The sequence below is a fragment of the Baekduia sp. genome, assembly GCF_035685985.1.
Lineage (GTDB): Bacteria > Actinomycetota > Thermoleophilia > Solirubrobacterales > Solirubrobacteraceae > Baekduia.
This window is the reverse complement of record NZ_DASRZV010000033.1, coordinates 158,444-178,663: the sequence shown is the minus strand read 5'-3', so window position 1 is coordinate 178,663 and position 20,220 is coordinate 158,444. Positions and strand designations below refer to the sequence as shown.

At 73.8% G+C, this 20,220-nt stretch carries 19 protein-coding genes and 1 riboswitch; of the genes, 13 read left to right on the top strand and 6 right to left on the bottom strand.

Going from position 1 to position 20,220, the window contains the following annotated elements:
* Positions 1 to 55 precede the first annotated feature (55 nt).
* The 3 genes from VFG42_RS22310 to VFG42_RS22300 all read left to right on the top strand — a co-directional run bounded on the left by VFG42_RS22310 (position 56) and on the right by VFG42_RS22300 (position 2,644).
* Positions 56 to 1,735 (top strand): methyl-accepting chemotaxis protein, encoded by a 1,680-nt coding sequence (locus tag VFG42_RS22310; protein WP_324911026.1) that lies wholly within the window; start codon positions 56 to 58, stop codon positions 1,733 to 1,735.
* Between the two features lie 163 nt (positions 1,736 to 1,898).
* Positions 1,899 to 2,348 (top strand): hypothetical protein, encoded by a 450-nt coding sequence (locus tag VFG42_RS22305; RefSeq protein WP_324911025.1) that lies wholly within the window; start codon positions 1,899 to 1,901, stop codon positions 2,346 to 2,348.
* 98 nt (positions 2,349 to 2,446) lie between these two features.
* Positions 2,447 to 2,644 (top strand): DUF1059 domain-containing protein, encoded by a 198-nt coding sequence (locus VFG42_RS22300; protein ID WP_324911024.1) that lies wholly within the window; start codon positions 2,447 to 2,449, stop codon positions 2,642 to 2,644.
* 49 nt (positions 2,645 to 2,693) lie between these two features.
* Here VFG42_RS22300 and VFG42_RS22295 read toward each other — a convergent pair whose 3' ends face one another.
* Positions 2,694 to 5,291, bottom strand: coding sequence for a phosphoenolpyruvate carboxylase (locus VFG42_RS22295; RefSeq protein WP_324911206.1), 2,598 nt, complete (start codon positions 5,289 to 5,291; stop codon positions 2,694 to 2,696).
* A 66-nt stretch (positions 5,292 to 5,357) separates the two neighbouring features.
* Here VFG42_RS22295 and VFG42_RS22290 point away from each other — a divergent pair, with 66 nt between their 5' ends.
* Positions 5,358 to 6,242 (top strand): LysR family transcriptional regulator, encoded by an 885-nt coding sequence (locus VFG42_RS22290; RefSeq protein WP_324911023.1) that lies wholly within the window; start codon positions 5,358 to 5,360, stop codon positions 6,240 to 6,242.
* Positions 6,243 to 6,254: 12 nt separating this feature from the next.
* On the opposite strand, the gene trxA is transcribed toward VFG42_RS22290, so the two are convergent.
* Entirely contained in the window at positions 6,255 to 6,581 is a 327-nt protein-coding gene (trxA, locus tag VFG42_RS22285) for a thioredoxin (protein ID WP_324911022.1), read from the bottom strand.
* A 125-nt stretch (positions 6,582 to 6,706) separates the two neighbouring features.
* Between trxA and VFG42_RS22280 the strand changes: the two genes are divergently transcribed.
* Positions 6,707 to 7,657 (top strand): hypothetical protein, encoded by a 951-nt coding sequence (locus VFG42_RS22280; protein ID WP_324911021.1) that lies wholly within the window; start codon positions 6,707 to 6,709, stop codon positions 7,655 to 7,657.
* A gap of 28 nt (positions 7,658 to 7,685) precedes the next feature.
* On the top strand, positions 7,686 to 9,218 hold the full coding sequence (locus tag VFG42_RS22275) for a protein kinase domain-containing protein (protein ID WP_324911020.1): 1,533 nt from the start codon (positions 7,686 to 7,688) through the stop codon (positions 9,216 to 9,218).
* A 15-nt stretch (positions 9,219 to 9,233) separates the two neighbouring features.
* Here the strand turns inward: VFG42_RS22275 and VFG42_RS22270 are convergent, their stop codons facing one another.
* Positions 9,234 to 9,779 (bottom strand): PASTA domain-containing protein, encoded by a 546-nt coding sequence (locus VFG42_RS22270; protein WP_324911019.1) that lies wholly within the window; start codon positions 9,777 to 9,779, stop codon positions 9,234 to 9,236.
* Between the two features lie 49 nt (positions 9,780 to 9,828).
* Here VFG42_RS22270 and VFG42_RS22265 point away from each other — a divergent pair, with 49 nt between their 5' ends.
* On the top strand, positions 9,829 to 10,989 hold the full coding sequence (locus tag VFG42_RS22265) for an SLC13 family permease (RefSeq protein WP_324911018.1): 1,161 nt from the start codon (positions 9,829 to 9,831) through the stop codon (positions 10,987 to 10,989).
* Positions 10,990 to 11,102: 113 nt separating this feature from the next.
* Here the strand turns inward: VFG42_RS22265 and VFG42_RS22260 are convergent, their stop codons facing one another.
* Both VFG42_RS22260 and VFG42_RS22255 read right to left on the bottom strand, forming a co-directional pair.
* Entirely contained in the window at positions 11,103 to 11,351 is a 249-nt protein-coding gene (locus tag VFG42_RS22260) for a hypothetical protein (protein ID WP_324911017.1), read from the bottom strand.
* 112 nt (positions 11,352 to 11,463) lie between these two features.
* Positions 11,464 to 12,138 (bottom strand): transglycosylase family protein, encoded by a 675-nt coding sequence (locus VFG42_RS22255; protein ID WP_324911016.1) that lies wholly within the window; start codon positions 12,136 to 12,138, stop codon positions 11,464 to 11,466.
* A 7-nt stretch (positions 12,139 to 12,145) separates the two neighbouring features.
* A riboswitch (cyclic di-AMP (ydaO/yuaA leader) is annotated at positions 12,146 to 12,311 on the bottom strand.
* 128 nt (positions 12,312 to 12,439) lie between these two features.
* On the opposite strand from VFG42_RS22255, the gene ftsH reads away from it, so the two are divergent.
* The 3 genes from ftsH to VFG42_RS22240 all read left to right on the top strand — a co-directional run bounded on the left by ftsH (position 12,440) and on the right by VFG42_RS22240 (position 15,191).
* Positions 12,440 to 14,476 carry an ATP-dependent zinc metalloprotease FtsH gene (gene ftsH / locus VFG42_RS22250; RefSeq protein WP_324911015.1) on the top strand — a complete coding sequence of 679 codons (2,037 nt, stop codon included), beginning with the start codon at positions 12,440 to 12,442 and terminating at the stop codon, positions 14,474 to 14,476.
* Between the two features lie 184 nt (positions 14,477 to 14,660).
* Entirely contained in the window at positions 14,661 to 14,855 is a 195-nt protein-coding gene (locus VFG42_RS22245; protein WP_324911014.1) for a hypothetical protein, read from the top strand.
* A gap of 111 nt (positions 14,856 to 14,966) precedes the next feature.
* Positions 14,967 to 15,191 carry a hypothetical protein gene (locus tag VFG42_RS22240; RefSeq protein ID WP_324911013.1) on the top strand — a complete coding sequence of 75 codons (225 nt, stop codon included), beginning with the start codon at positions 14,967 to 14,969 and terminating at the stop codon, positions 15,189 to 15,191.
* A gap of 7 nt (positions 15,192 to 15,198) precedes the next feature.
* Here the strand turns inward: VFG42_RS22240 and VFG42_RS22235 are convergent, their stop codons facing one another.
* A complete protein-coding gene (locus VFG42_RS22235; protein WP_324911012.1) occupies positions 15,199 to 16,359 on the bottom strand; it encodes a helix-turn-helix domain-containing protein in 1,161 nt (386 codons plus the stop codon).
* 87 nt (positions 16,360 to 16,446) lie between these two features.
* Between VFG42_RS22235 and VFG42_RS22230 the strand changes: the two genes are divergently transcribed.
* The 3 genes from VFG42_RS22230 (at position 16,447) to lon (ending at position 20,199) form a co-directional block, all read left to right on the top strand.
* On the top strand, positions 16,447 to 17,373 hold the full coding sequence (locus VFG42_RS22230; protein WP_324911011.1) for an acyl-CoA desaturase: 927 nt from the start codon (positions 16,447 to 16,449) through the stop codon (positions 17,371 to 17,373).
* Between the two features lie 108 nt (positions 17,374 to 17,481).
* On the top strand, positions 17,482 to 17,805 hold the full coding sequence (locus tag VFG42_RS22225; protein WP_324911010.1) for a YbjQ family protein: 324 nt from the start codon (positions 17,482 to 17,484) through the stop codon (positions 17,803 to 17,805).
* A gap of 93 nt (positions 17,806 to 17,898) precedes the next feature.
* Positions 17,899 to 20,199 carry an endopeptidase La gene (lon, locus tag VFG42_RS22220; RefSeq protein WP_324911009.1) on the top strand — a complete coding sequence of 767 codons (2,301 nt, stop codon included), beginning with the start codon at positions 17,899 to 17,901 and terminating at the stop codon, positions 20,197 to 20,199.
* The last annotated feature ends 21 nt before the right edge of the window (positions 20,200 to 20,220 follow it).

The following is a 20,220-nucleotide window of genomic DNA, read 5'->3' as shown; positions in this document are numbered from 1 at the left end:
AACGGGGTCGTAACCCCCTCCCCTTCCCTTCCCCGTAGTCAGGAGTCGTTTCTTCGTGGCCTCCCGCCGCTTCCCCATCGGCGCCAAGCTCACCCTGGGCTTCGCCATCGTCCTCGCGCTCGCCGCCGCCATCGGCCTGGGCGCCCTGTCCCGCATGGGCACCATGCACCACCGCGCCGCGGTCGTCGCGACGGCCGACCTGCCGTCCGTCCGCACCATCGACGCCATCCGCCTCGCCGAGGCGCGCGCCCGCTCCAACGCCATGTCGGCCGCGCTCGTCGCCGGCGACCCCGTCCAGCGCCGCGACTCCCAGAAGCGCGCCGACGACTTCGCCGCCGAGGCCACCACCGACTTCAAGGCCTACACCAAGCTCGTGGTCGACGCGCGTGACCGCGCGCTCATGACGCAGGCCGACGCGGCATGGCAGCGCTACCTGACGCTCGCCGACCGCATCGCCGCCCTGACCCGGGCCGGACGCCGCGACGACGCCGCTCGGGTCCTGCTCGGCACCGGCCGCGAGGTCTTCAACGCCAGCCAGGACCAGCTCGAGCGCTGGGCGTCCTACAACTCCAGCCTGGTCGCCACCTCGATCAAGGCCACCGACCGCTCCTACAGCTCGGCGCGCGCGTTCGTGCTGATCCTGCTCGCGCTCGCACTCGCCGTCGGCGCGGTCACCGCCTTCCTCATCACCCGCGCGATCCGCAACGGCGTCAGCCGCGTCGTCCAGCGCCTGACCACGCTGCGCGACCACTGCACGACCGAGCTGAGCGCCGGCCTGACCCACATGGCCGACGGCGACTTCACCTACCAGGCGGAGTCCCGCACCGAGCCGATCGAGCCCACCTCCAACGACGAGCTCGGCGACCTGGCGCTGGCCGTCAACGCCGTCCGCGAGAACACCGCCCACTCGCTCGACGCCTACAACCGCAGCCGCCACGCGCTCGGCGACATGATCGGCCGCGTGACCGGAACGGCGATGCAGGTCGCCTCCGGCTCCGAGCAGGTCGCGACCGCCTCCTCGGAGTCCGGCCGCGCCGTCGAGGAGATCGCGCACGCGATCGGCGGCGGCGGCGCGAGCGCCGACGGCTGCGCCGCCCACGCCGACCGCACGGCCCACGCGGCCGGGGCCGCCCAGGAGGCCGCGCGCCACGGCAGCGAGCTGCTGCGCCAGGTCAGCTCCGCGATCGACGCCACGCACGCGTCCTCCCGCCAGGCCGTCGACGCGATGGAGAAGCTCGGCGCCCAGTCCGACGAGATCGGCGGCATCGTCTCCACCATCTCGGGCATCGCCGAGCAGACCAACCTGCTGGCGTTGAACGCCGCCATCGAGGCCGCCCGCGCCGGCGACCAGGGCCGCGGCTTCGCCGTCGTCGCCGACGAGGTTCGCAAGCTCGCCGAGGAGTCGCAGGCCGCGGCCGCCTCGATCGCCGAGCTGATCGCCCAGATCCAGTCCGACACCGGCGACACGATCGCCGCCGTCCAGGCCGGCGCCGAGCAGACCGAGGCCTCCACGACCACGGTCGCCGAGACCGAGCAGGCCTTCGGCGCCATCGACGCCGCGATCAACGACGTGCACTCGCGCGTCAGCCAGATCGCCGCGACGCTGGAGGAGGTCTCGGCCTCCACCGAGCAGACGTCCGCCTCCACCCAGGAGATCTCGGCCAGCGCCCACTCGCTGGCCACCAACGCCCAGGACCTCCAGGAGCTGACGCAGCGCTTCGTGCTGCACGTGTAGCCCCGCCCGACCGCCCCGGACCGGCCTCCTCCGTCGCGCGGAGGAGGCCGCGCCGGAGGCGTCACCGGCGCGACGCTCCAGGCCGTGGTGTCGTTTGCCGATACCGAGGGCAGGACAGGAGGGCGACAGCACCACGTCCCTGCGAGCCGCTAGCGTCATTCCCATGGTCAACGCCGAGATCCGCACGCTTCACGCCGCCGACGGCACCCCCGTCTGCAACGTGTCGTTCGACCTCTCGGCCCAGCAGCTCGCCGCCACGTACCGCGCGGTCGAGGCGATCCGCCTGCATCGCCACCAGAACGCCGAGCTGAGCACCGACGACGTGCTCGCCCTGCGCGAGCTGACCGGCGTCTCCGACGAGCTGCAGCGCCTGGCCGAGGCCGAGGCCCACGCGACGCTCGTCCTGCCGCTGGCGCGCTTCGCCGCGCTGCACGACGCGCTCACTGAGTGGGTCGCGCTGGCCGACGAGCGCGGATGGATGCGCGAGGACGACGCCGCGATCCACCCGATGGTCGCCGCGCTGCTGGACCCGATGGGCTCGCTGCGCGAGGACGCGCTGCACGCGGTGCTGGGCGAGGACACGCCCGCCCACGCGCACGACCTCGACGCCTGACCCGCGCGGTCGGCGTCGATCGCCTAGGCATCGGGTTGACCCCGCGCGCGGCGCGGGCGTACCGTCACGGCTGGGGGACGCCGTGAAAGGAGGCTCTCATGAGCCGCATGTACATCGACTGCCGCGAGATGCCGAGCGAGAGCGGCTGCGACCTGGCGATGTCGGGCAGCGAGGAGCACCTGCTGGCCGCCGCCGTCGTCCACGCCATGACCGCCCACGGCCACGAGGACTCGCCCGAGCTGCGCGAGGGCATCCGCGCCGCGATGAAGCCGGAGGTGCCGAGCGCGCTGGCCTAGCCCGTGTTCCGAAGGCCGAACGCGATCCTGGGGATCGCCCGACGGCGATTCAGCCGGTGTTCCGAAGGCCGAACGCGATCCCGGTCACCGTCGCGAGGAGCGGCGCGCGGTCGGCGGTCGCGTCGGCCCGCGTGCGCCGCAGCAGCTCGACCTGGAGGTGCGACAGCGGGTCGACCCAGGGGTCGCGGTGCAGCAGGCGCTCCTGCAGCGCGGTCGCGCCGGCGAGCAGGCGGTCGGATCCGGTGATCGCCAGGACGCTCTCCTTCACCCGCGCGTGCTCGGCGACGATCCGCGGCCAGAAGTGGTCGCGCAGCGGCGGGTCGACGAGGCGCAGGTAGCGCTCGGCGACGCCGAGGTCGGTCTTGAACAGCGCCATCTCGAGCGTCGAGATCAGCGTCGCGAAGAACGGCCAGCGCGCGTGCATGGCGCGATAGCGCTCGAAGTCGCCCTCGGCCAGCGCGGTCCCGGCGCCGTACCAGGACGGCAGCAGCACGCGGTTCTGCGTCCACGCGAAGACCCACGGGATCGCGCGCAGCGACTCGATCGTCCCGTCGCCGCCGCGCGACGGCGGCCGCGAGCCGATGTTCAGCTCCGCCAGCGCCTCGATCGGCGTCATCTGGAAGAAGAAGCGCGCGAAGTCCGGGTCGTCGTAGACCAGCGCGCGGTAGGTGTCGCGCGAGCGCGCCGCGAGCCGGTCGAGGTCGGCGCGCCAGTCCTCGGGCGCCGGCGGCCGCGCGATGTTGGAAGCCAACAGCACCGCGCTGAGCGTCTGCTCCAGCGAGCGCTCGGCCAGCTCCGGATGCCCGTAGCGCGCGGTGATCGTCTCGCCCTGCTCGGTGATCCGGATCCGCCCGCGCAGCGAGCCGGTCGGCTGCGCGACGATCGCGCGGTACATCGGGCCGCCACCGCGCGACGTCGACCCGCCGCGGCCGTGGAACAGCTCCAGCTCCAGGCCCGCGTCGGCCGCCTGGCGCGCCAGCTCCAGCTGCGCGCCGCGCAGCGCCCACTGCGAGGCGACGAACGACCCGTCCTTGCCGGAGTCCGAGTACCCCAACATGACGACCTGGCGGTCGCCCTGCTCGCGCAGCAGCTCCCGGTAGGCCGCGTTCCCGTACAGCTTGGCCATCGTCGCGGTCGCGCGGTCGAGGTCGTCGAGCGTCTCGAACAGCGGCACGAAGCGCAGGTCCAGCGCGTCGCCCGCGCGCTGCGCCAGCCAGCGCGCGCCGAGGACGTGCGACGGCTTCTCGGTCATCGACACGATCAGGCAGCGGACGACGTCCGGCCCGTAGGCCTCGGACGCCAGCGCCGCGGCGTCCAGCGCGGCGACCAGCTCGCCGGCGGTCCCGTCCGGGCGCCGCTCCAGCCCGCGGGCGCCCGCGGCGATCGCCTCGGCCAGCAGGCGCTGGCGCTCCTCCTCCCCGGCCTGCGCGAACCCCGGCAGCAGCGCGCCCACCGCGGCGTCGACGACCACCGCGTTCTGGCGCAGGTCGAGCCCCGCGAGGTGGAAGCCGAAGACGTCGACCTGCCACAGCAGCCGCCGGATCGACCCGTGCGCGACGTGCTCGGAGCCCAGCGACCCGCGGACCAGCTCGAGGTCGGCGCGCAGCGCGGCGGGCGAGTCGTAGCCCGCCTGGCCGGCGCCGTCGAGCATGTTGATGATCCGACGCTCGATGAACCCCAACTTGGTCCGCAGCGGCTCCCAGTCGTGATGGGGTCGCTGCAGGACGCGCGCGGTCGGCAGCTCGCGCGCGTCGCGCTGGAGCGACGCGGCCAGCTCCGGGGTGATCGCGATGTGGCGCTCGGAGTGCGAGAAGCGCCGGGCCAGCCGGGCGATCCGCGCGCGCAGCATCCGCAGCGCGGCGCGGCGGTGCAGCTCGATCGTCCGCATGACGGTCTCGGCGCCGACCTCCGGGTGGCCGTCCATGTCGCCGCCCGGCCACGAGGCGTACTCAAGGACCTTGCCATGAGCGGGCAGCGGACCGAGGTCGCGCTCCAGCTCCTCCAAGATGCCCGGGACCGCGTCGTAGATGACCGACTCGAAGACGTACAACGTGCGCCGCACCTCGTCCTCGACGTGCGGACGGGCGCGGCGGACCTCGTCGGTCTGCCACCAGATCGTGAGGATCTCGCGCGCCTCGGCCAGCAGGCGGCGGCGCTGGGCGCGGCCGGTGCGCGGGTCCTCGACGCGGTCCAGCAGCGCGGCCAGGTCCCACTGGTGGTCGAGCACCGAGCGCCGCGACGCCTCGGTCGGGTGCGCGGTCAGGACCAGCTCGACGTGCAGGGCGCGCAGCGCGGCGGCGCGGTCGACGTCGTGCTGGGCCAGCAGCCCGGCGGTCTCGGCCAGCGACTCGCGCTGGACCGTCCCCTCCGCGTCGTAGGCGCGGCGGCGGCGCAGGCGCTCGCGCTCCTCGGCGATGTTGGCGAGCTGGAGCTGCAGCGAGCAGGCGCGGATGATCGGCTCCAGGTCGCCCTCCGACAGCTCGTGCAGCCGGGCGAACAGCGCGTCGCCGGCGGGCGCGTCGCCCTGGCGCACGCGCGCGGCGGTCGCGTGCAGCCACTGCACCGTGTCGGCGAAGTCGCGGCCGCACTGCTCGGTCAGGACCTCGTGGACCAGGCCTTCGAGGAGGTCGACGTCGGCGGCATCCATCACGTTCAGCCACGCTAGTGCCCGAGGGGCCGCGCTTCGATGGGCGGCCGGTCAGAATGCACCCCAATGGACCTGCGACAGCTCGAGTACTTCGCGGCCGTCGCGCGCCATCGCCACTTCCGCCGGGCCGCCGAGTCGCTCTACGTGACGCAGTCGGCGGTCTCGCAGGCGGTGCGGCGGCTGGAGGCCGAGCTGGGGATCGAGCTGCTGCGGCGCGTCCCCGGCGCGCAGCCGCCGGTCGAGGTGACCCCGGCGGGCGCCGAGCTGCTGGCGCGCGCGGAGGCGATCCTGGCCGACGTCGCGCGGGCGCGCGCCGCGATGGACGAGCACGCGGGAACGCTGCGCGGCGGCGTGCGCGCGGCGGCCACGACCGGCGACGCGCTGCGCCTGGCGCCGGTCCTGGCGCGCTTCGGCCGGCAGCATCCGGGCGTCCGGATCGCGCTGCGCCACGGCGGCGCGAGCGAGATCCTGGAGCTGGTCGCCACCGGCGCGGTCGACGTCGCGCTCGCGTCGCTGCCCGAGGGCCTGGCGGCGCCCGACGGCGTCGAGGCGACCGCGCTGCGCGCCGAGCGCCTCGTGCTGCTGACCGCGCCCGACGACGAGCTGGCGGGCGCCGGCGGCGTGCGGCTGTGGGACGTCCGCGACCGCCCGTTCGTCCTGGCCGAGCCGGGCACCGGCCTGCGCGACTCGGCGCTGCGCGCCTGCGCGGCCGAGGGCTTCGGGCCGGTCCCGCTCTTCGAGGTCGGCGAGCCGACCGCGGTCCGGCTGCTGGTCGGCGCGGGCCTCGGCGTGGCGCTCGTGCCCGCGTCCTGGACCGAGCAGGCCGGCCCGGAGGTCGGCGTCGCGACGGTCGCCGGGACCGCCGCGACGCACGCGCCGTCGCTGCTCGTGCGCCGCGACGGCGCCCCGCCGGTCGCGCAGCTGCTGGCCGCGCAGGTCCGCGCGGCCTGACGCCGCGCGCCGCTAGAGCACCTCGGCCAGCTCGGCCTCCAGCTTGCGCCGCGGCCGCGAGCCGACGAGCTTCAGCACGGGCCTGCCGTGCTGGAACACCATGAACGTCGGCATCGACAGGACGCCGTACCGGGCCGCGACGGAGGGGTTGGCGTCGCAGTCCAGGCCGACGACGCGGAGGTCGTCGCGCTCGGCGGCGAGGTCGTCGAGGATCGGGTGCATCGCCCGGCACGGCGGGCACCAGGCGGCCCAGAAGTCGACGAGGACGGGGACGTCGGACTCCAGGACGTCGGCCTGGAAGGACGCGTCGGCGGTCTGGGAGAAGGAGACGGTGGTCATGGCTCCGAGTCTGCGGCGCAGCGCGCCGGCGGTCGACGCCGATCGCTGATCGAGTCCAGTAGCGCACGTCATCGGGTTGACACCCCACCGCGACTCCGGACCCGCCGAGTGGTCCCCTGACGGTGATGTCCTCCTTCCGCCGCCTGCTGCCGCTGTCCCTGCTCCTGGCGCTCGTCGTGCCCACGACCGCCGGGGCCCGCATCCCGATCCGCGTCGGGATCGGCGACCAGGACGCGTCGATGTTCAGCCAGTCCCTGTTCCAGCGCGCGAAGTTCCAACGCGTGCGGTACTTCATCGCGTGGAACGCGATCGACTCGCCGACGGCGCTGCAGAACGCCGACACGTTCATCGAGACCGCGCGCGCCAACCACTTCAGCGTCCTGCTGCACATCTCGACCGACGACTACACCATCAAGAAGGCCAAGCTCCCGAGCGTCGCGCAGTACCGCTCGAAGGTCGGCGCGCTGGTGCGCCGCTACCGGGCGATGGGCGTCAAGGAGTTCGGCGCCTGGAACGAGGTCAACCACGCCAGCCAGCCGACCTACCGCTCGCCGGCGCGCGCCGCGGACTTCTTCCGCGTGATGTACCAGTTGGTCAAGCCGAGCTGCCCCAGCTGCGGCGTCGTCGCGCTGGACGTCCTGGACCAGACCGGCGTCGAGCGCTACATGACGTCGTTCTACCGCCACCTCTCGGCGACCTACCGGCGCCGGGCGACGATCGTCGGCATCCACAACTACGGCGACGTCAACCGCAAGCGGACGACGTTCACGCGCAACATCATCCACATCACCCACCGCTACAACAAGCAGACGAAGATCTGGTTCACCGAGACCGGCGGCCTGGTCAAGTTCGGCCGCAGCTTCCCGTGCTCGACGACGCGCGCGGCGTCCCGGCTGAACAACATGTTCTCGCTCGCGCGGACCTACCGGACGGCCGGCGTGCAGCGCATCTACATCTACTCCTGGCAGGGCCCGGGCTGCCAGGCCCGCTTCGACGCGGGCCTCGTCGGACCCACCGGCGCGGCGCGCCGGGGCTACAACACCGTGCGCCGCCAGCTGTCCAATTACCTGCGCTGAAGCGCGCCGCGTCACAATGGGCGGTCGGATGGCCGACCTTTCGACAGGCAGTGAGTTCGCCGGCTGCCGGATCGAGGGGGTCCTCGGCCGCGGCGGCATGGGCGTGATCTACCGCGCCACCGAGCTGCGGCTCGGGCGGCCGGTCGCGCTCAAGCTCATCGCGACCGAGCAGGCGTCGGACCCCGACGTGCGCGAGCGCTTCGAGCGCGAGGCGCGGCTGACCGCGGCGATCGAGCACCCCAACGTCGTGCCGGTCTACGCCGCGGGCGAGGAGGACGGCCACCTCTACCTCGTCATGCGCTACGTGCCGGGGACCGACCTGCACCACCTGCTCAAGGAGCACGATCCGCCGCGGCTTCAGCCCGCGCGGGCGGCGTCGATCGTCGCCCAGGTCGCCGACGCGCTGGACGCCGCGCACGCCGCGGGCCTCGTCCACCGCGACGTCAAGCCCGCCAACATCCTCATCGGGGGCGACCACGCCTACCTGAGCGACTTCGGGATCACGCGCGTGCAGGCCTCCGACACGCGGATCACCGACAGCGGCAACTGGATCGGCACCGTCGACTTCATGGCGCCCGAGCACCTGCGCGGCGAGCCGACCGACGCGCGCGCCGACGTCTACGCGCTGGGCTGCGTGCTGTACACCGCCCTCACCGGGCGCCCGCCGTTTCGCCGCGAGACCGTCCCGGCGACGATCACCGCGCACCTGCACGACGCGCCGCCGCGGCCGTCGCGCGACGCGCCGGGGATCCCGGTCGCGTTCGACTCCGTGATCGCGCGGGCGCTGGCCAAGGACCCGGCCGACCGCTACCCGAGCGCCGGCGACCTCGGCCGCGCGGCGCGCGCGGCGGCCGCGGGCGAGCGGATGTCGACCGCGCGCGGGTCGGTGGCCACCGGCGCCGCGACGCCCGAGGAGGCCGAGCCGACGCGCATGGCGCCCGTGCCGGGCGCCACGGCGGTGCTGGAGCGCCCGACGACGGCGGCGCCGCGCGACGGCGACGGCGCGGACGCCGATGACGGCGCCGCCGACCGCGACGGCCACGGCTCCCGGCCGCGGCGTCCGGTCGACGTCAAGGTCCAGCGCGGCCGCGGGCGCAAGCAGGCGCTGGCGGCGACGATCGTCGTCCTGCTGATCCCCGCCGTGCTCTTCGTCAACTGGGTGGCGAGCACCGGCAGCGGGGTGAAGACCGGGCCGCTGAGCGCGAGCGAGGTCCGCTCGGCCGCGCAGGCCTTCGCGACCGCCTACACCAACGAGGACCCCACGGCGCTGCGCCGGGTCCTGACGCCGGGCGTGCGCCGCTACGGCACGACGCCCGGGGTGCAGCGCGGGCGCGTCGCGGTCGTCGACACCTACAAGTCACAGTTCGCGGCCGACGAGGTCCAGAAGTACGAGCTGTCGGACCTCGAGACGACCGGCGGGACCGCCGGCCGCGCCGAGGGCAGCTACACCGTCCGGCGCGGCAACGCGGCGCCGATCACCGGCCGGATCGTCTTCCTGATGGTCCGCCGCGACGGGCAGCCGCGGATCGACCTGATCGCCACCGAGCCGCGCCCGGCGTAGCGCCGCGGGGTCGGCTCAGCACTCGCGCGCCAGGTGCACGACCACGGTCGTGCCCGGGCTGACGCTCGTGCTCGCGGCGGGATCGGTGTCGCAGACCTTCGGCGAGCCGCCGAGCAGCTGGTCGAAGAACCCGCCCTTGTCGGTCTGCAGGTCGGCCTTGAGGTTGGCGTCCTGAAGCTGCTTCTGGGCGTCGTCGGCCGACAGGCCGGTGACGTCGGGGACGTCGACCTCGACGACGCGCCGCACGCGCAGCGCGGTCAGCGCCGGGCGGGCGGAGCCCGAGGAGGCCAGGACGTCGACGACGTTGACGCCGGGCTCGAGGCTGACCTGCGCGCTCCACGAGCCGCCGGAGACCGACGCCTTCTTGCCGCGGACCACGACGGTCGCGCCCGACGGCGAGACCGTGCCGCGGATCTCGACGTTGTCGTCGCGCACCGTGTCCTGGTCGGCGGGCGTCGTGACCTGCAGGCGCACGGGCGCCTGGGCCGTGGCGGGCTTGCCGCCGCCGCAGCCGGTCATGAGGAGGGCGCAGGCCGCGCCGGCGAGGAGTCCGATCCGCATGGGTGCTGCCTTGAGTATGCGACAGGCGCAGCGGGCACGATGGCGGCTCGTGGACGGCAAGCGCGTCGAGCGTGTCCTGGTGACGCCCGCGGTGGCGGGCGCGGTGGTCGCCTTCGCCCTCGACGAGCGGGCGCGCGACGCCGCCGACCAGGCCCGCGGGCCGTTCCTGCTGGTCGCCGGGCTGCTGATGCTCGGGCTGGTCGCCGACCGCGACGGCGTCTTCGCGTGGGCCAGCGCGCGGCTGCTGGGCGTCACCGACCACCCGCGGCGGCTGCTGGCGGTGGCGCTGGCGCTGGTGGCGGTCGTGACCGCGCTGCTGAACCTCGACACGGCCGTCGTCTTCCTGACGCCGGTGCTGATCGGCGCGGCGCGCGGCGCCGGGGTCGGCGTCGAGCCGTTCCTCTACGGATCGGTGTTGATGGCCAACGCGTCGTCGCTGCTGCTGCCGGGCGCCAACCTCACCAACCTGATCGTGCTGGCGGGCGAGCCGGTGTCGGGCGCGACGTTCGTGGCCCGGACGCTGCCCGCGGCGCTGGCGACGGCGGTGGTCACGGCGCTGGGGCTGATGGCGCGCCAACGGCGACGCACACGGGAGGAGGCGCGGCGGGACGGCGACCCCGGCGCGCGCGCCACCCGCGGCCCCGAGGCCGACGCCGACCTCGACCGCGCCGCCGTCCCCCGCCCCCGCGCGCTCGGCGTCGTGGCCTGCGCGGTCGCCGCCGTGCTCGTGCTCGCCCTGCCCAACCCCGGCCTGCCGGTGCTCGCGGTCGGCGTCCTCGCCGTGCTCACGCGCCGCGACGTCGGGCGCGCGGCGGTGATCGAGGCGGTCGGGCCGCTGGCGCTGCTGGGGCTGTTCAGCGTCGCGGTCCTGCTCGGGGCCCTGGCGCGCGCCTGGTCGGGCCCGGCCGACCTGCTGGCCTCCGCGTCGCCGGCCGAGACGACCGCGATCGGCGCGCTGGCCGCGATCCTCGTCAACAACCTCCCCGCCGCCGTCCTGCTCAGCGCCACGCCGCCGCCCCATCCCCGCGCGCTGCTGCTCGGCCTCAACGTCGGGCCGAACCTCGCGGTCACCGGCGCGCTGTCGTCCTACCTGTGGTTCAAGGCGGCCCACGCCGCCGGCGAGCGGCCGAGCGCCCGGCGCTTCAGCCTGATCGGCGCGCCGCTGGCGGTCGTCGCGATGGCGGCGGCCCTGCTGACCGGCGCCCATTAACGGCCGAAGCCCCTGCTGGCGCAGGGGCTCCGGTCGAAGGAGGTCAAACAACGAGCTCGAGGAGGAGGTTCGTGCTCACCCCGGTGATCGGCACGCGCCGCCCGGACTTGAGGTCAGTCGGCCGCGACCAGGCGGACGGTCCGGCGGCCGCCGGCCAGCGCGCGCTGCCAGGGGCCGTCGCCGTCCAGGTCGCCGCCGGCGTCCAGCAGCAGCGCGGCGAGCGTCAGCGCGTCGTCGCGCTGCTGGGGCGGCGACGCGTAGGCGCGGTCGTGGCGGCCGGTGAGGCCGGGGCTGAAGCGATCCTCGACGTGGACCGTGTACGACGGCCCGAGCGTCAGGCTGAGCTGGTCGGAACCGGACACGGGGCGGAAGCCTCGCACAGATGCGCGCGACGCCTCCGCCGCGGCCATCCCGCGCGCGTCTCGGCCGCGCGGGACGGATCGGCATGTCCGGTGGTGGCTCGGTGGCCGTCGTCTAGGCCGAGGCGCCGCAGACCGGCCAGGGCGCCGTGCCCTGCGCGGACAGCAGCGCGGCGGCGCGCTGGTCCTGCTCGGCCTCGGAAGCCGCGGCGGGATCGCCGCTGCCGCCCATGGCCTGCCAGGTCGCCCGCGTGAACTGGTACTTGCCGCGGTACTTGCCGTCGGCGGAGATCGCGGCCGGGTTGCCGCCCGACTCGCACCGCGCGATGCGCTGCAGCGTGGACGACCCGGCGCCGGAGGACGCGGCGGCCGTCGACGCGGTCGAGGCCGCGCTCGCCAGGCCCGAGGAGAGCCCGAGCGCCGACGCGGTCTGCGGTCCGACGATGCCGTCGACCGCCAGCCCGTTCCGGCGCTGGAACGTCTTGACGGCCCGCGTGACGGCCGGGGTGAAGCGGCCGGTCGCCTTGAGGCCGAGCGCCGACTGCAGCGCCTGGACGGCGGTGCCCGACGAGCCGTACTGCAGGATCCGCGGCGCCGGGGCCTGCGCGGTCGTCTGGCCGAGGGCCAGCGGGGCGCCGAGCGCGAGCACGGCGGCCAGCGAGGCCACCATGCCGGTCGAGCCACGCCGGCGTCGTCTACGCATCGTCGCCAGCCGCTGGGCGACGGCCGCGCGACGGGCACGCGAGCGCTCCAGGGACGCCTGGCAGGCGCGTTCGAAGTCAGAGATCAACGGTGCTTCCTTTGCTCTTTCGCGCCTACGGGGTTAGCTGCCGGGCTCGCGCTGAAGAGCTGCGCTACGGCGCCGCGATGGCGCCGATTCGCCCCGGGAGCCGCGCGATCGCGACTCCAATGGGTCCCCCGTTCCCGGACGCCGTGGCGACCGGGACTCGGCTGGTGTACGGCCGCAAAGACAAGCACATCCGAGCGCGGCGTGCGACTTCACATAACCGTTCGGCGGCGACCTTTTCGGTGCGTCGGCCAACGCACGGGCCGAAGGCCGCCGTCATGGCTCGTACACTGCGCGCCACCGCATGCCTCCGGAGTCCGAAGCCCCCCGCCGCCGGGACGACCGCCAGCCGACCCCGTGGCGCGTCGAGGGCGCGCCCGAGGAGAAGAAGCAGGGCCCGATGGGCATGCCGCGCCCGCCCGGAGGCCGGCGCTTCATCTACTTCGTCGTCGCGCTGCTGGCGCTGAACTTCCTGTTCGCGTCGCTGGTGCCGTCCTCGCCCAACCGGATCGAGGTCCCCTACACGCAGTTCCTCAACGAGGTCGACGCCAACAACGTCAAGGAGGTCTTCGCCAAGGGCGACAGCCTCCAGGGCACGTTCAAGAACAAGGTCAAGCCCCAGGACTCCGACCACGAGCCCGAGACCAAGTTCACGACCTTCCGGCCGGCGTTCGCGCCGTCCAACGACAACCTGCTCAGCGAGCTGCGCCAGAAGAACGTCGTCGTCACGGCCAAGGCCTTGGACAACGGCCGCTCGATCTGGGCCGACATCCTGCTGTTCTTCGGCCCGACGCTGTTGTTGGTGGGCATCTTCGTCTTCGCCGCGCGGCGCGCCGGCGGCGCGGGCGCGGCGGGCCTCGGCGGCCTGGGCCGCTCGCGCGCCAAGCGCTACGACGCCGCCCAGGCGGCGCGCGTGACGTTCGCCGACGTCGCGGGCATCGACGAGGCCGAGGACGAGCTGGAGGAGGTCGTCGACTTCCTCAAGCAGCCCGACAAGTACCGCGAGCTGGGCGCGACGATCCCCAAGGGCGTGCTGCTCTCCGGCCAGCCGGGCACCGGCAAGACGCTGCTGGCGCGCGCGGTCGCGGGCGAGGCCAACGTCCCGTTCTTCTCGATCAGCGCGAGCGAGTTCATCGAGATGGTCGTCGGCGTGGGCGCGTCGCGCGTGCGCGACCTGTTCTCGCAGGCCAAGGCCGCGGCGCCGTCGATCATCTTCATCGACGAGCTGGACGCGATCGGCCGCCAGCGCGGCGGGTCGGGGTCGATCGGCGGCCACGACGAGCGCGAGCAGACGCTCAACCAGATCCTCACCGAGATGGACGGCTTCGACGGCTCGGAGGGCGTGATCGTCCTCGCGTCGACCAACCGACCTGATGTCCTTGACGCCGCGCTGCTGCGCCCGGGACGCTTCGACCGCCGGATCACCGTCAACCCGCCGGACGTCGAGGGGCGCGAGAAGATCCTGGAGGTCCACACGCGCTCGGTGCCGCTGGCCGACGACGTCGACCTCAAGGGCATCGCCGCCACGACGCCGGGCATGGTCGGCGCCGACCTGAGGAACTTGGTCAACGAGGCCGCGCTGCTGGCCGCCAAGGGCGGGCACAAGAAGGTCGAGTCGGCCGACTTCTACAACGCCTTCGAGAAGATCGTGCTCGGCACCGAGCGGCGGATCACGCTGTCGCGCGAGGAGCGCGAGCGCACGGCCTACCACGAGGGCGGCCACGCGCTGCTGGGGATGCTGGAGCCCGGCGCCGACCCGGTCCGCAAGGTCTCGATCGTCCCGCGCGGCCGCGCGCTGGGCGTGACGTTCCAGTCGCCGGAGAGCGACCGCTACGGGTACGACAAGGCCTACCTGCTGGGTCGCATCGTCGGCGCGCTGGGCGGCCGCGCGGCCGAGGAGATCATCTACGGGTCGGTCACCACCGGCGCCGAGTCCGACCTCCAGCAGGTCACGTCGATCGCCCGCTCGATGGTCGGCCGCTGGGGCATGTCGGACGAGATCGGCCTGGTGACGGTCATCAGCGACGAGCCGCAGTACCCCGGCGCGGGGCCCGCGTCGGAGGCGACGCGCGAGCTGATCGACCAGGAGGTCCGGCGCATCGTCGAGGAGTGCTACGCCCGCGCCGTCGCGCAGCTGCGCGACAACCGCGACCGCCTCGACGGCCTGGCCCGCGAGCTGCTGGTCCACGAGACGCTCGACGAGGGCGAGGCCTACGCGGCCGCCGGCTTCGTCCGCGGCGACGCCCCGGGCGACCGCCCGCCGCACGGCATGCTCAAGGAGCCGTCGGTCACGCCCCGCGCGCTGGGCCAGGCGCCGGCCTCGGAGCCGGAGCGGGACTAGCCAGGGATCCGGGTCACTCTATGACGAATAGTTCGTCATAGAGTGACCCGGATGGCCGGGGTCGAGGTCTGGTTGGGCCGGCCGCAACTTCCGCACCCCCGCGGCCGTTCTCCCCAGTGACGGCCCGCGGGGCGCACTGCAGTCCTCCCGATGAACGCGTCCCGGGGCCGTCCTCCCTCTCGCCATGTCCATCAGGAACGCCCTTGCCGGGGCGGCGCTCGTCGCCGCCGATCCCAACGCCTATGACTGGGGCGGCTACGGACGGCTGATCGACGCCGCGCACGCGCGCGGGTGGAAGGTGATGGTCACGTTCCGCGTGCGTTGGACCGCTTCGGACGGGGCGACGTACGTTGGTCCACCTGTAGGGGTGTACGGCTAGCCGGGGGGCAGGACACGGGGCCACACCCCCGAAGGGGAACCACCGATGCGATTGGATACCCGTAACCCGACGTGAGTTGATCCGTTCCTCGGGTAGAACCCCACCGCAGCGATGCCCACCGAAATCCCGACCATGTACGCCTCCGAAGTCCGTCAGCACCTCCTCCTCCTCGGCGAGGAGCGCGTCCTCGCGCACGAGGCCGGGCTGGACCACGACCGCGCGTACATGGCCGACCTCGACGACGAGATCGCCACGTACCGGTCGGCCTACATGGGCGCGGTCGTGACCGAGATCGCGATGCTGCGCGCCCGCATCGACGGCCCGCTGGTCGGCTAGAGACGGCCTAGGCGCCGGGCGCCGTGGCGCGCAGCGCCAGCGCCAGCTCGAAGCGCGCGTCGGGATCCTCGAGGCGCTCGCCGAAGAGGTCGCGCAGCTGGGCCATCCGATAGCGCACGGTCTGCGGGTGCACGTGCAGGCGCTCGGCGACGCGCGTCACCTGGCCGGGCTCGTCGAGCCACGCGCGCAGGGTCTCCAGCAGGCGCTCGCGCGCGCCGTCGCGCAGGTCGTCCAGCGGCGCGAGCGCGCGGGCGGCGAGGTCGGCGGCCAGCGCGCCGTCGCCGTGCAGCAGCAGGTCCGGAAGGTGGGCGTCGCTGAGCAGCGGCGAGCGCGGCGGCAGCACGCCGCGCTCCTGCAGGCCGAAGGCGGCCTGCGCGCGGTGCAGCGAGATCGCGGCGCGCTCCAGCGGGACGGTCGGCCCCAGCGCGGCGGGCGCGTCCTCCAGCGCCTGCTGCAGCTCGGCGGCGCGGCCGGGCGCGTCGGGATCGGGCAGGAACGCGAGCGCCAGGCCCTGCTCGGTGACGACGATCGCCTCGCCGCCCAGGCGCGAGGCGAAGCGGTCGGCGTCCTCGGCGCGCGTGACGAGGCCCGCCACGGTCTGCGGGCGCGGCCAGACCGCGAGCTGGGCGAGGTCGCGGACCTCCTCGGCGCCGGCGTCGTCGCGCGCGAGCAGGCGGACGAGCGCCCGGCGGCGCCGCTGGCGCTCGGCGAGCGTGACCGACTGCTCGGCGGCGAAGCCCTCGACCGACTCGGCGGAGATGCGGTCGATGTAGTCGAAGATCGCCGAGGCCAGGCGGTAGAGCGTGTCGGGGTCGAAGCCCGCCTTCTGGCCGAGCGCGACGCAGCGCTCCCAGGCGATCCGCGCGCCGAGGCGGTAGGCCGACAGCAGCGCGTCGAGCGAGCGGCCGGCGCGCATCTCGCCGCGCCCCAGCTCGACGTAGACCTCGCGGCGGTCGGTGGCGTCGGCGGCGCGCGGGTCCACCAGCGTGTCGACGAAGCGGCCGAGCGCGCGCTCGACGCCGTGGCGCAGCCCCCGGCCGAACGGGCCCTCCAGCGGGCGGCGGTACTCCGGGACCTCGTGGCCGATCGCGCCGATGATCTCCTCCGCCAGGCTCGGGAGGCCGGGCCGCAGCACCTCGGCCAGCTCTGACGGAAGCCGCTCCTGCATTTGTCATGAGGCTACAGATGCGCCCCGGACAGGCTGTGCCAGATCGATGTATGAGGCGCGCCGTTTGAGGGATAGCCTTCATCCCGCATGAGCCGAGCCCAGCGCAACACCAACCTCGCGGCGGTGATCCTGCCGCTCGTCGCCTTCGTCGTCGCGATCGTCCTGCTGTGGAACTCGTGGGTCGGCTGGTCCGACCTCGTGCTGATGGGCGTGTTGTACGTGTTGACCGGGCTCGGCATCACGGTCGGCTTCCACCGGATGCTCACGCATCGCTCGTTCCAGACTTCCAAGGCCGTCGAGCGGACGTTCGCCGTCCTGGGGTCGCTCGCCGTCCAGGGCCCGGTGATCCAGTGGGTCAGCGACCACCGCAAGCACCACGCGCACACCGACGAGGAGGGCGATCCGCACTCGCCGCACGCGGGCTTCGCGGGCGGCGGCGTGAAGGGCACCCTGCGCGGGCTCTTCCACGCGCACGTCGGGTGGATCCTGACCGAGGAGGGCGGCGCCAACCGCGCCAAGTACGCCAAGGACCTCGTCGAGGACCGCGGCATGAAGCGCATCAGCGACAACTTCCACTGGCTGGTGGTCGTCTCGCTGCTGCTGCCGGCCGCGCTCGGCTTCGCGATCGCCGGCGGCGACTGGAAGGGCGCGGTGACCGGCCTGCTGTGGGGCGGCTTCGTGCGCATCTTCCTGCTGCACCACGTCACCTGGTCGATCAACTCGATCTGCCACTTCTTCGGCACGCGCCGCTTCGCGGTGGACGACCACTCCACCAACGTCTTCTGGCTGGCGCTGCCGAGCTTCGGCGAGGCGTGGCACCACAACCACCACACGTTCCCGCGGTCGGCCCAGCACGGGCTGGCGCGCTGGGAGCGGCTGATGGATCCGTCCGCCGGCCTGATCTGGGCGATGGAGAAGCTCGGCCTGGTGTGGAACGTGGTGCGGATCACGCCCGAGCGCCAGGCGGAGAAGCTGGCGACGGCGTCGCGGAAGACGCCGGCGTCGGTCGGGTGAGGGCGCGAGCCCTCCGCCCGACGGCGAGGGTCGATGGCCCAACGTCCCCGTGCCGCGCCCCGTCGCGCGGCACGGGGGCGTAGCTCCTTCCGCGAGTAGGGTCGCCGCATGCTCATCAGCACCATGAACGACCTGCCCGGCTACGAGATCGAGGAGGTCCTCGGCGAGGTCTTCGGCCTCACCGTCCGCTCCCGCAACCTCGGATCGCAGATCGGCGCCTCCTTCAAGTCGCTGGTCGGCGGCGAGTTGAAGGGCATGACCAAGATGCTCGCCGAGGGCCGCGACCACGCGACCGAGCGCCTGCTCGAGAACGCCCGCGGCCTGGGCGCCGACGCGGTGCTGGCGTTCCGGTTCGACACCAGCGAGCTGGGGTCGACGTGGACGGAGATCTGCGCCTACGGGACGGCGGTGCGGGCGCGGAAGATCGCCTGAACGACGAGGCGTGAGGAGATGTGAGTCCGACGCGCTAAGATCCATGCGACGGTTGCACTTGCAACGGTTTCGCGGACACAAGGATCTTCTCACGTGACCTCTCTCCTCCTCATCCCGCTCGACGACACCGTCGTCTTCCCGACCATGGACGTGACGCTGCCGGTGGACGCCGCCGGCGAGGAGCGCGTCCTGCTCGTGCCTCGCCACGAGGGCGAGTACGCGAGCGTGGGCACGATCGCCACGGTCGCCCAGAACGTCCGGCTGCCCGGCGGCGGCCGCGGCGCGATGCTCGAGGGCATCTCGCGCGGCGTCGCCGGCGCCGCCCACACCGATCACGCCGGGCGCCTGCGCGTCGAGGTCGAGGAGCGCGTCGACGACGTGCCCGTCGACGGTCGCACGCGCGACCTCGAGCGCGAGTACCGCGCCACGGTCGAGGAGATCCTCGAGCTGCGCGGCGACGACGGGCGCATCGCGTCCTGGGTGCGCGCGATCACCGACCCCGGCGCGCTGGCCGACACCTCCGGCTACGCCCCCGACCTGACCTTCGAGCAGAAGGTCCACCTGCTGGAGCAGGTCGACGTGACCGAGCGCCTGGAGCTGGCGCTCCGGTACCAGCGCGAGCGCCTCGCCGAGCTGCAGGTCCGCGCCAAGATCCGCGAGGACGTCGAGTCCGGCGCCGCCAAGCAGCAGCGCGAGTACGTCCTGCGCAAGCAGATGGAGTCGATCCGCCGCGAGCTGGGCGAGGACGACGGCTCGGTGATCGACGAGTACCGCACCAAGATCGAGGCCGCGGACATGCCCGCCGAGGTGCGCGAGCAGGCCGAGCGCGAGCTGGGCCGCCTGGAGCGCTCCGGCGAGCAGTCGGGCGAGGCCCAGACGATCCGCACCTACCTCGACGTCCTGATCGACGTCCCGTGGGGCAAGCGCTCCGAGGACCGCCTCGACCCGACGGCGACGCGCGAGACGCTCGACGCCGACCACGCCGGCCTGGGCGACGTCAAGGACCGCATCGTCGAGTACGTCGCGGTCAAGAAGCTGCGCGAGGAGCGCGGCATCGAGGCCGACAAGCGCAGCGGCGCGATCCTCACGCTCATCGGCCCGCCCGGCACCGGCAAGACCTCGATCGGCGAGTCGATCGCCCGCGCGATGGGCCGCGAGTTCGTGCGCATGTCGCTCGGCGGCGTCCGCGACGAGGCCGAGATCCGCGGCCACCGCCGCACCTACATCGGCGCGCTCCCGGGCCGCCTGGTGCGCGCGCTGCGCGACGCCGGGACCATGAACCCCGTGATCCTCCTCGACGAGGTCGACAAGGTCGGCGCCGACTGGCGCGGCGACCCGTCCGCCGCGTTGCTGGAGGTCCTCGACCCCGCGCAGAACTCCACGTTCCGCGACCACTACCTGGACGTCGAGCTGGACCTCAGCGAGGTCGTGTTCATCGCCACCGCCAACCAGGCCGAGACGATCCCCGGCCCGCTGCTGGACCGCATGGAGGTCATCCGCTTCGACGGCTACACCGTCGAGGAGAAGGTCGCGATCGCGCGCGACTACCTGTTCCCGCGCCAGCGCGAGCGCAACGGGCTGCGGCCCGAGGAGGTCGTCGCCGACGACGGCATCCTGCGCACGGTGATCTCCGAGTACACGCGCGAGGCGGGCGTCCGCCAGCTGGAGCGCGAGCTGGGCAAGGTGCTGCGCAAGGCCGCTGTCCGAATCGCGGCCGACGAGTCGATCGGGGCGGGTGGGGTCCGGGTCATCGACCTGGACGCCGTCCGCGACGCGCTCGGCCGCCAGAAGGTCTTCCACGAGGCCGCGCAGCGCACCGCGGTTCCCGGCGTGGCGACCGGGCTGAGCGTCACCGGCACCGGCGGCGACGTCCTCTTCATCGAGGCCAACGCCACCCGGTCGTCCAAGCCCGGCCTCCAGCTCACCGGCCAGCTCGGCGACGTCATGAAGGAGTCGGCGCGGATCGCGCTCACGTTCGTCCGCGCGCACGCCGAGGATCTCGGCATCGACCCGGACGTCTTCGAGCAGCGCGAGTTCCACGTGCACGTGCCGGCGGGCGCGATCCCCAAGGACGGGCCGTCCGCGGGCATCACGATGACGACGGCGCTCGCGTCGCTGCTCACCGGCCGCCCGGTCAAGCACACGGTCGGCATGACCGGCGAGGTCACGCTGCAGGGCCGCGTGCTCCCGATCGGCGGGCTGAAGCAGAAGGTCCTGGCCGCCCACGCGGCGGGCCTGACCGACGTGATCCTGCCCGAGCGCAACCGCGGCGACCTCGACGACGTCCCGGCCGACGTCCGCGAGGCGATGCGGTTCCACCCGGTGATGACCGTCGCCGAGGTGCTGGAGCTGGCGCTGGAGCCGGTTCCCAAGCAGGCCGAGACGCTGGCCTAGGCCAACGCGCGGGCATAGAGT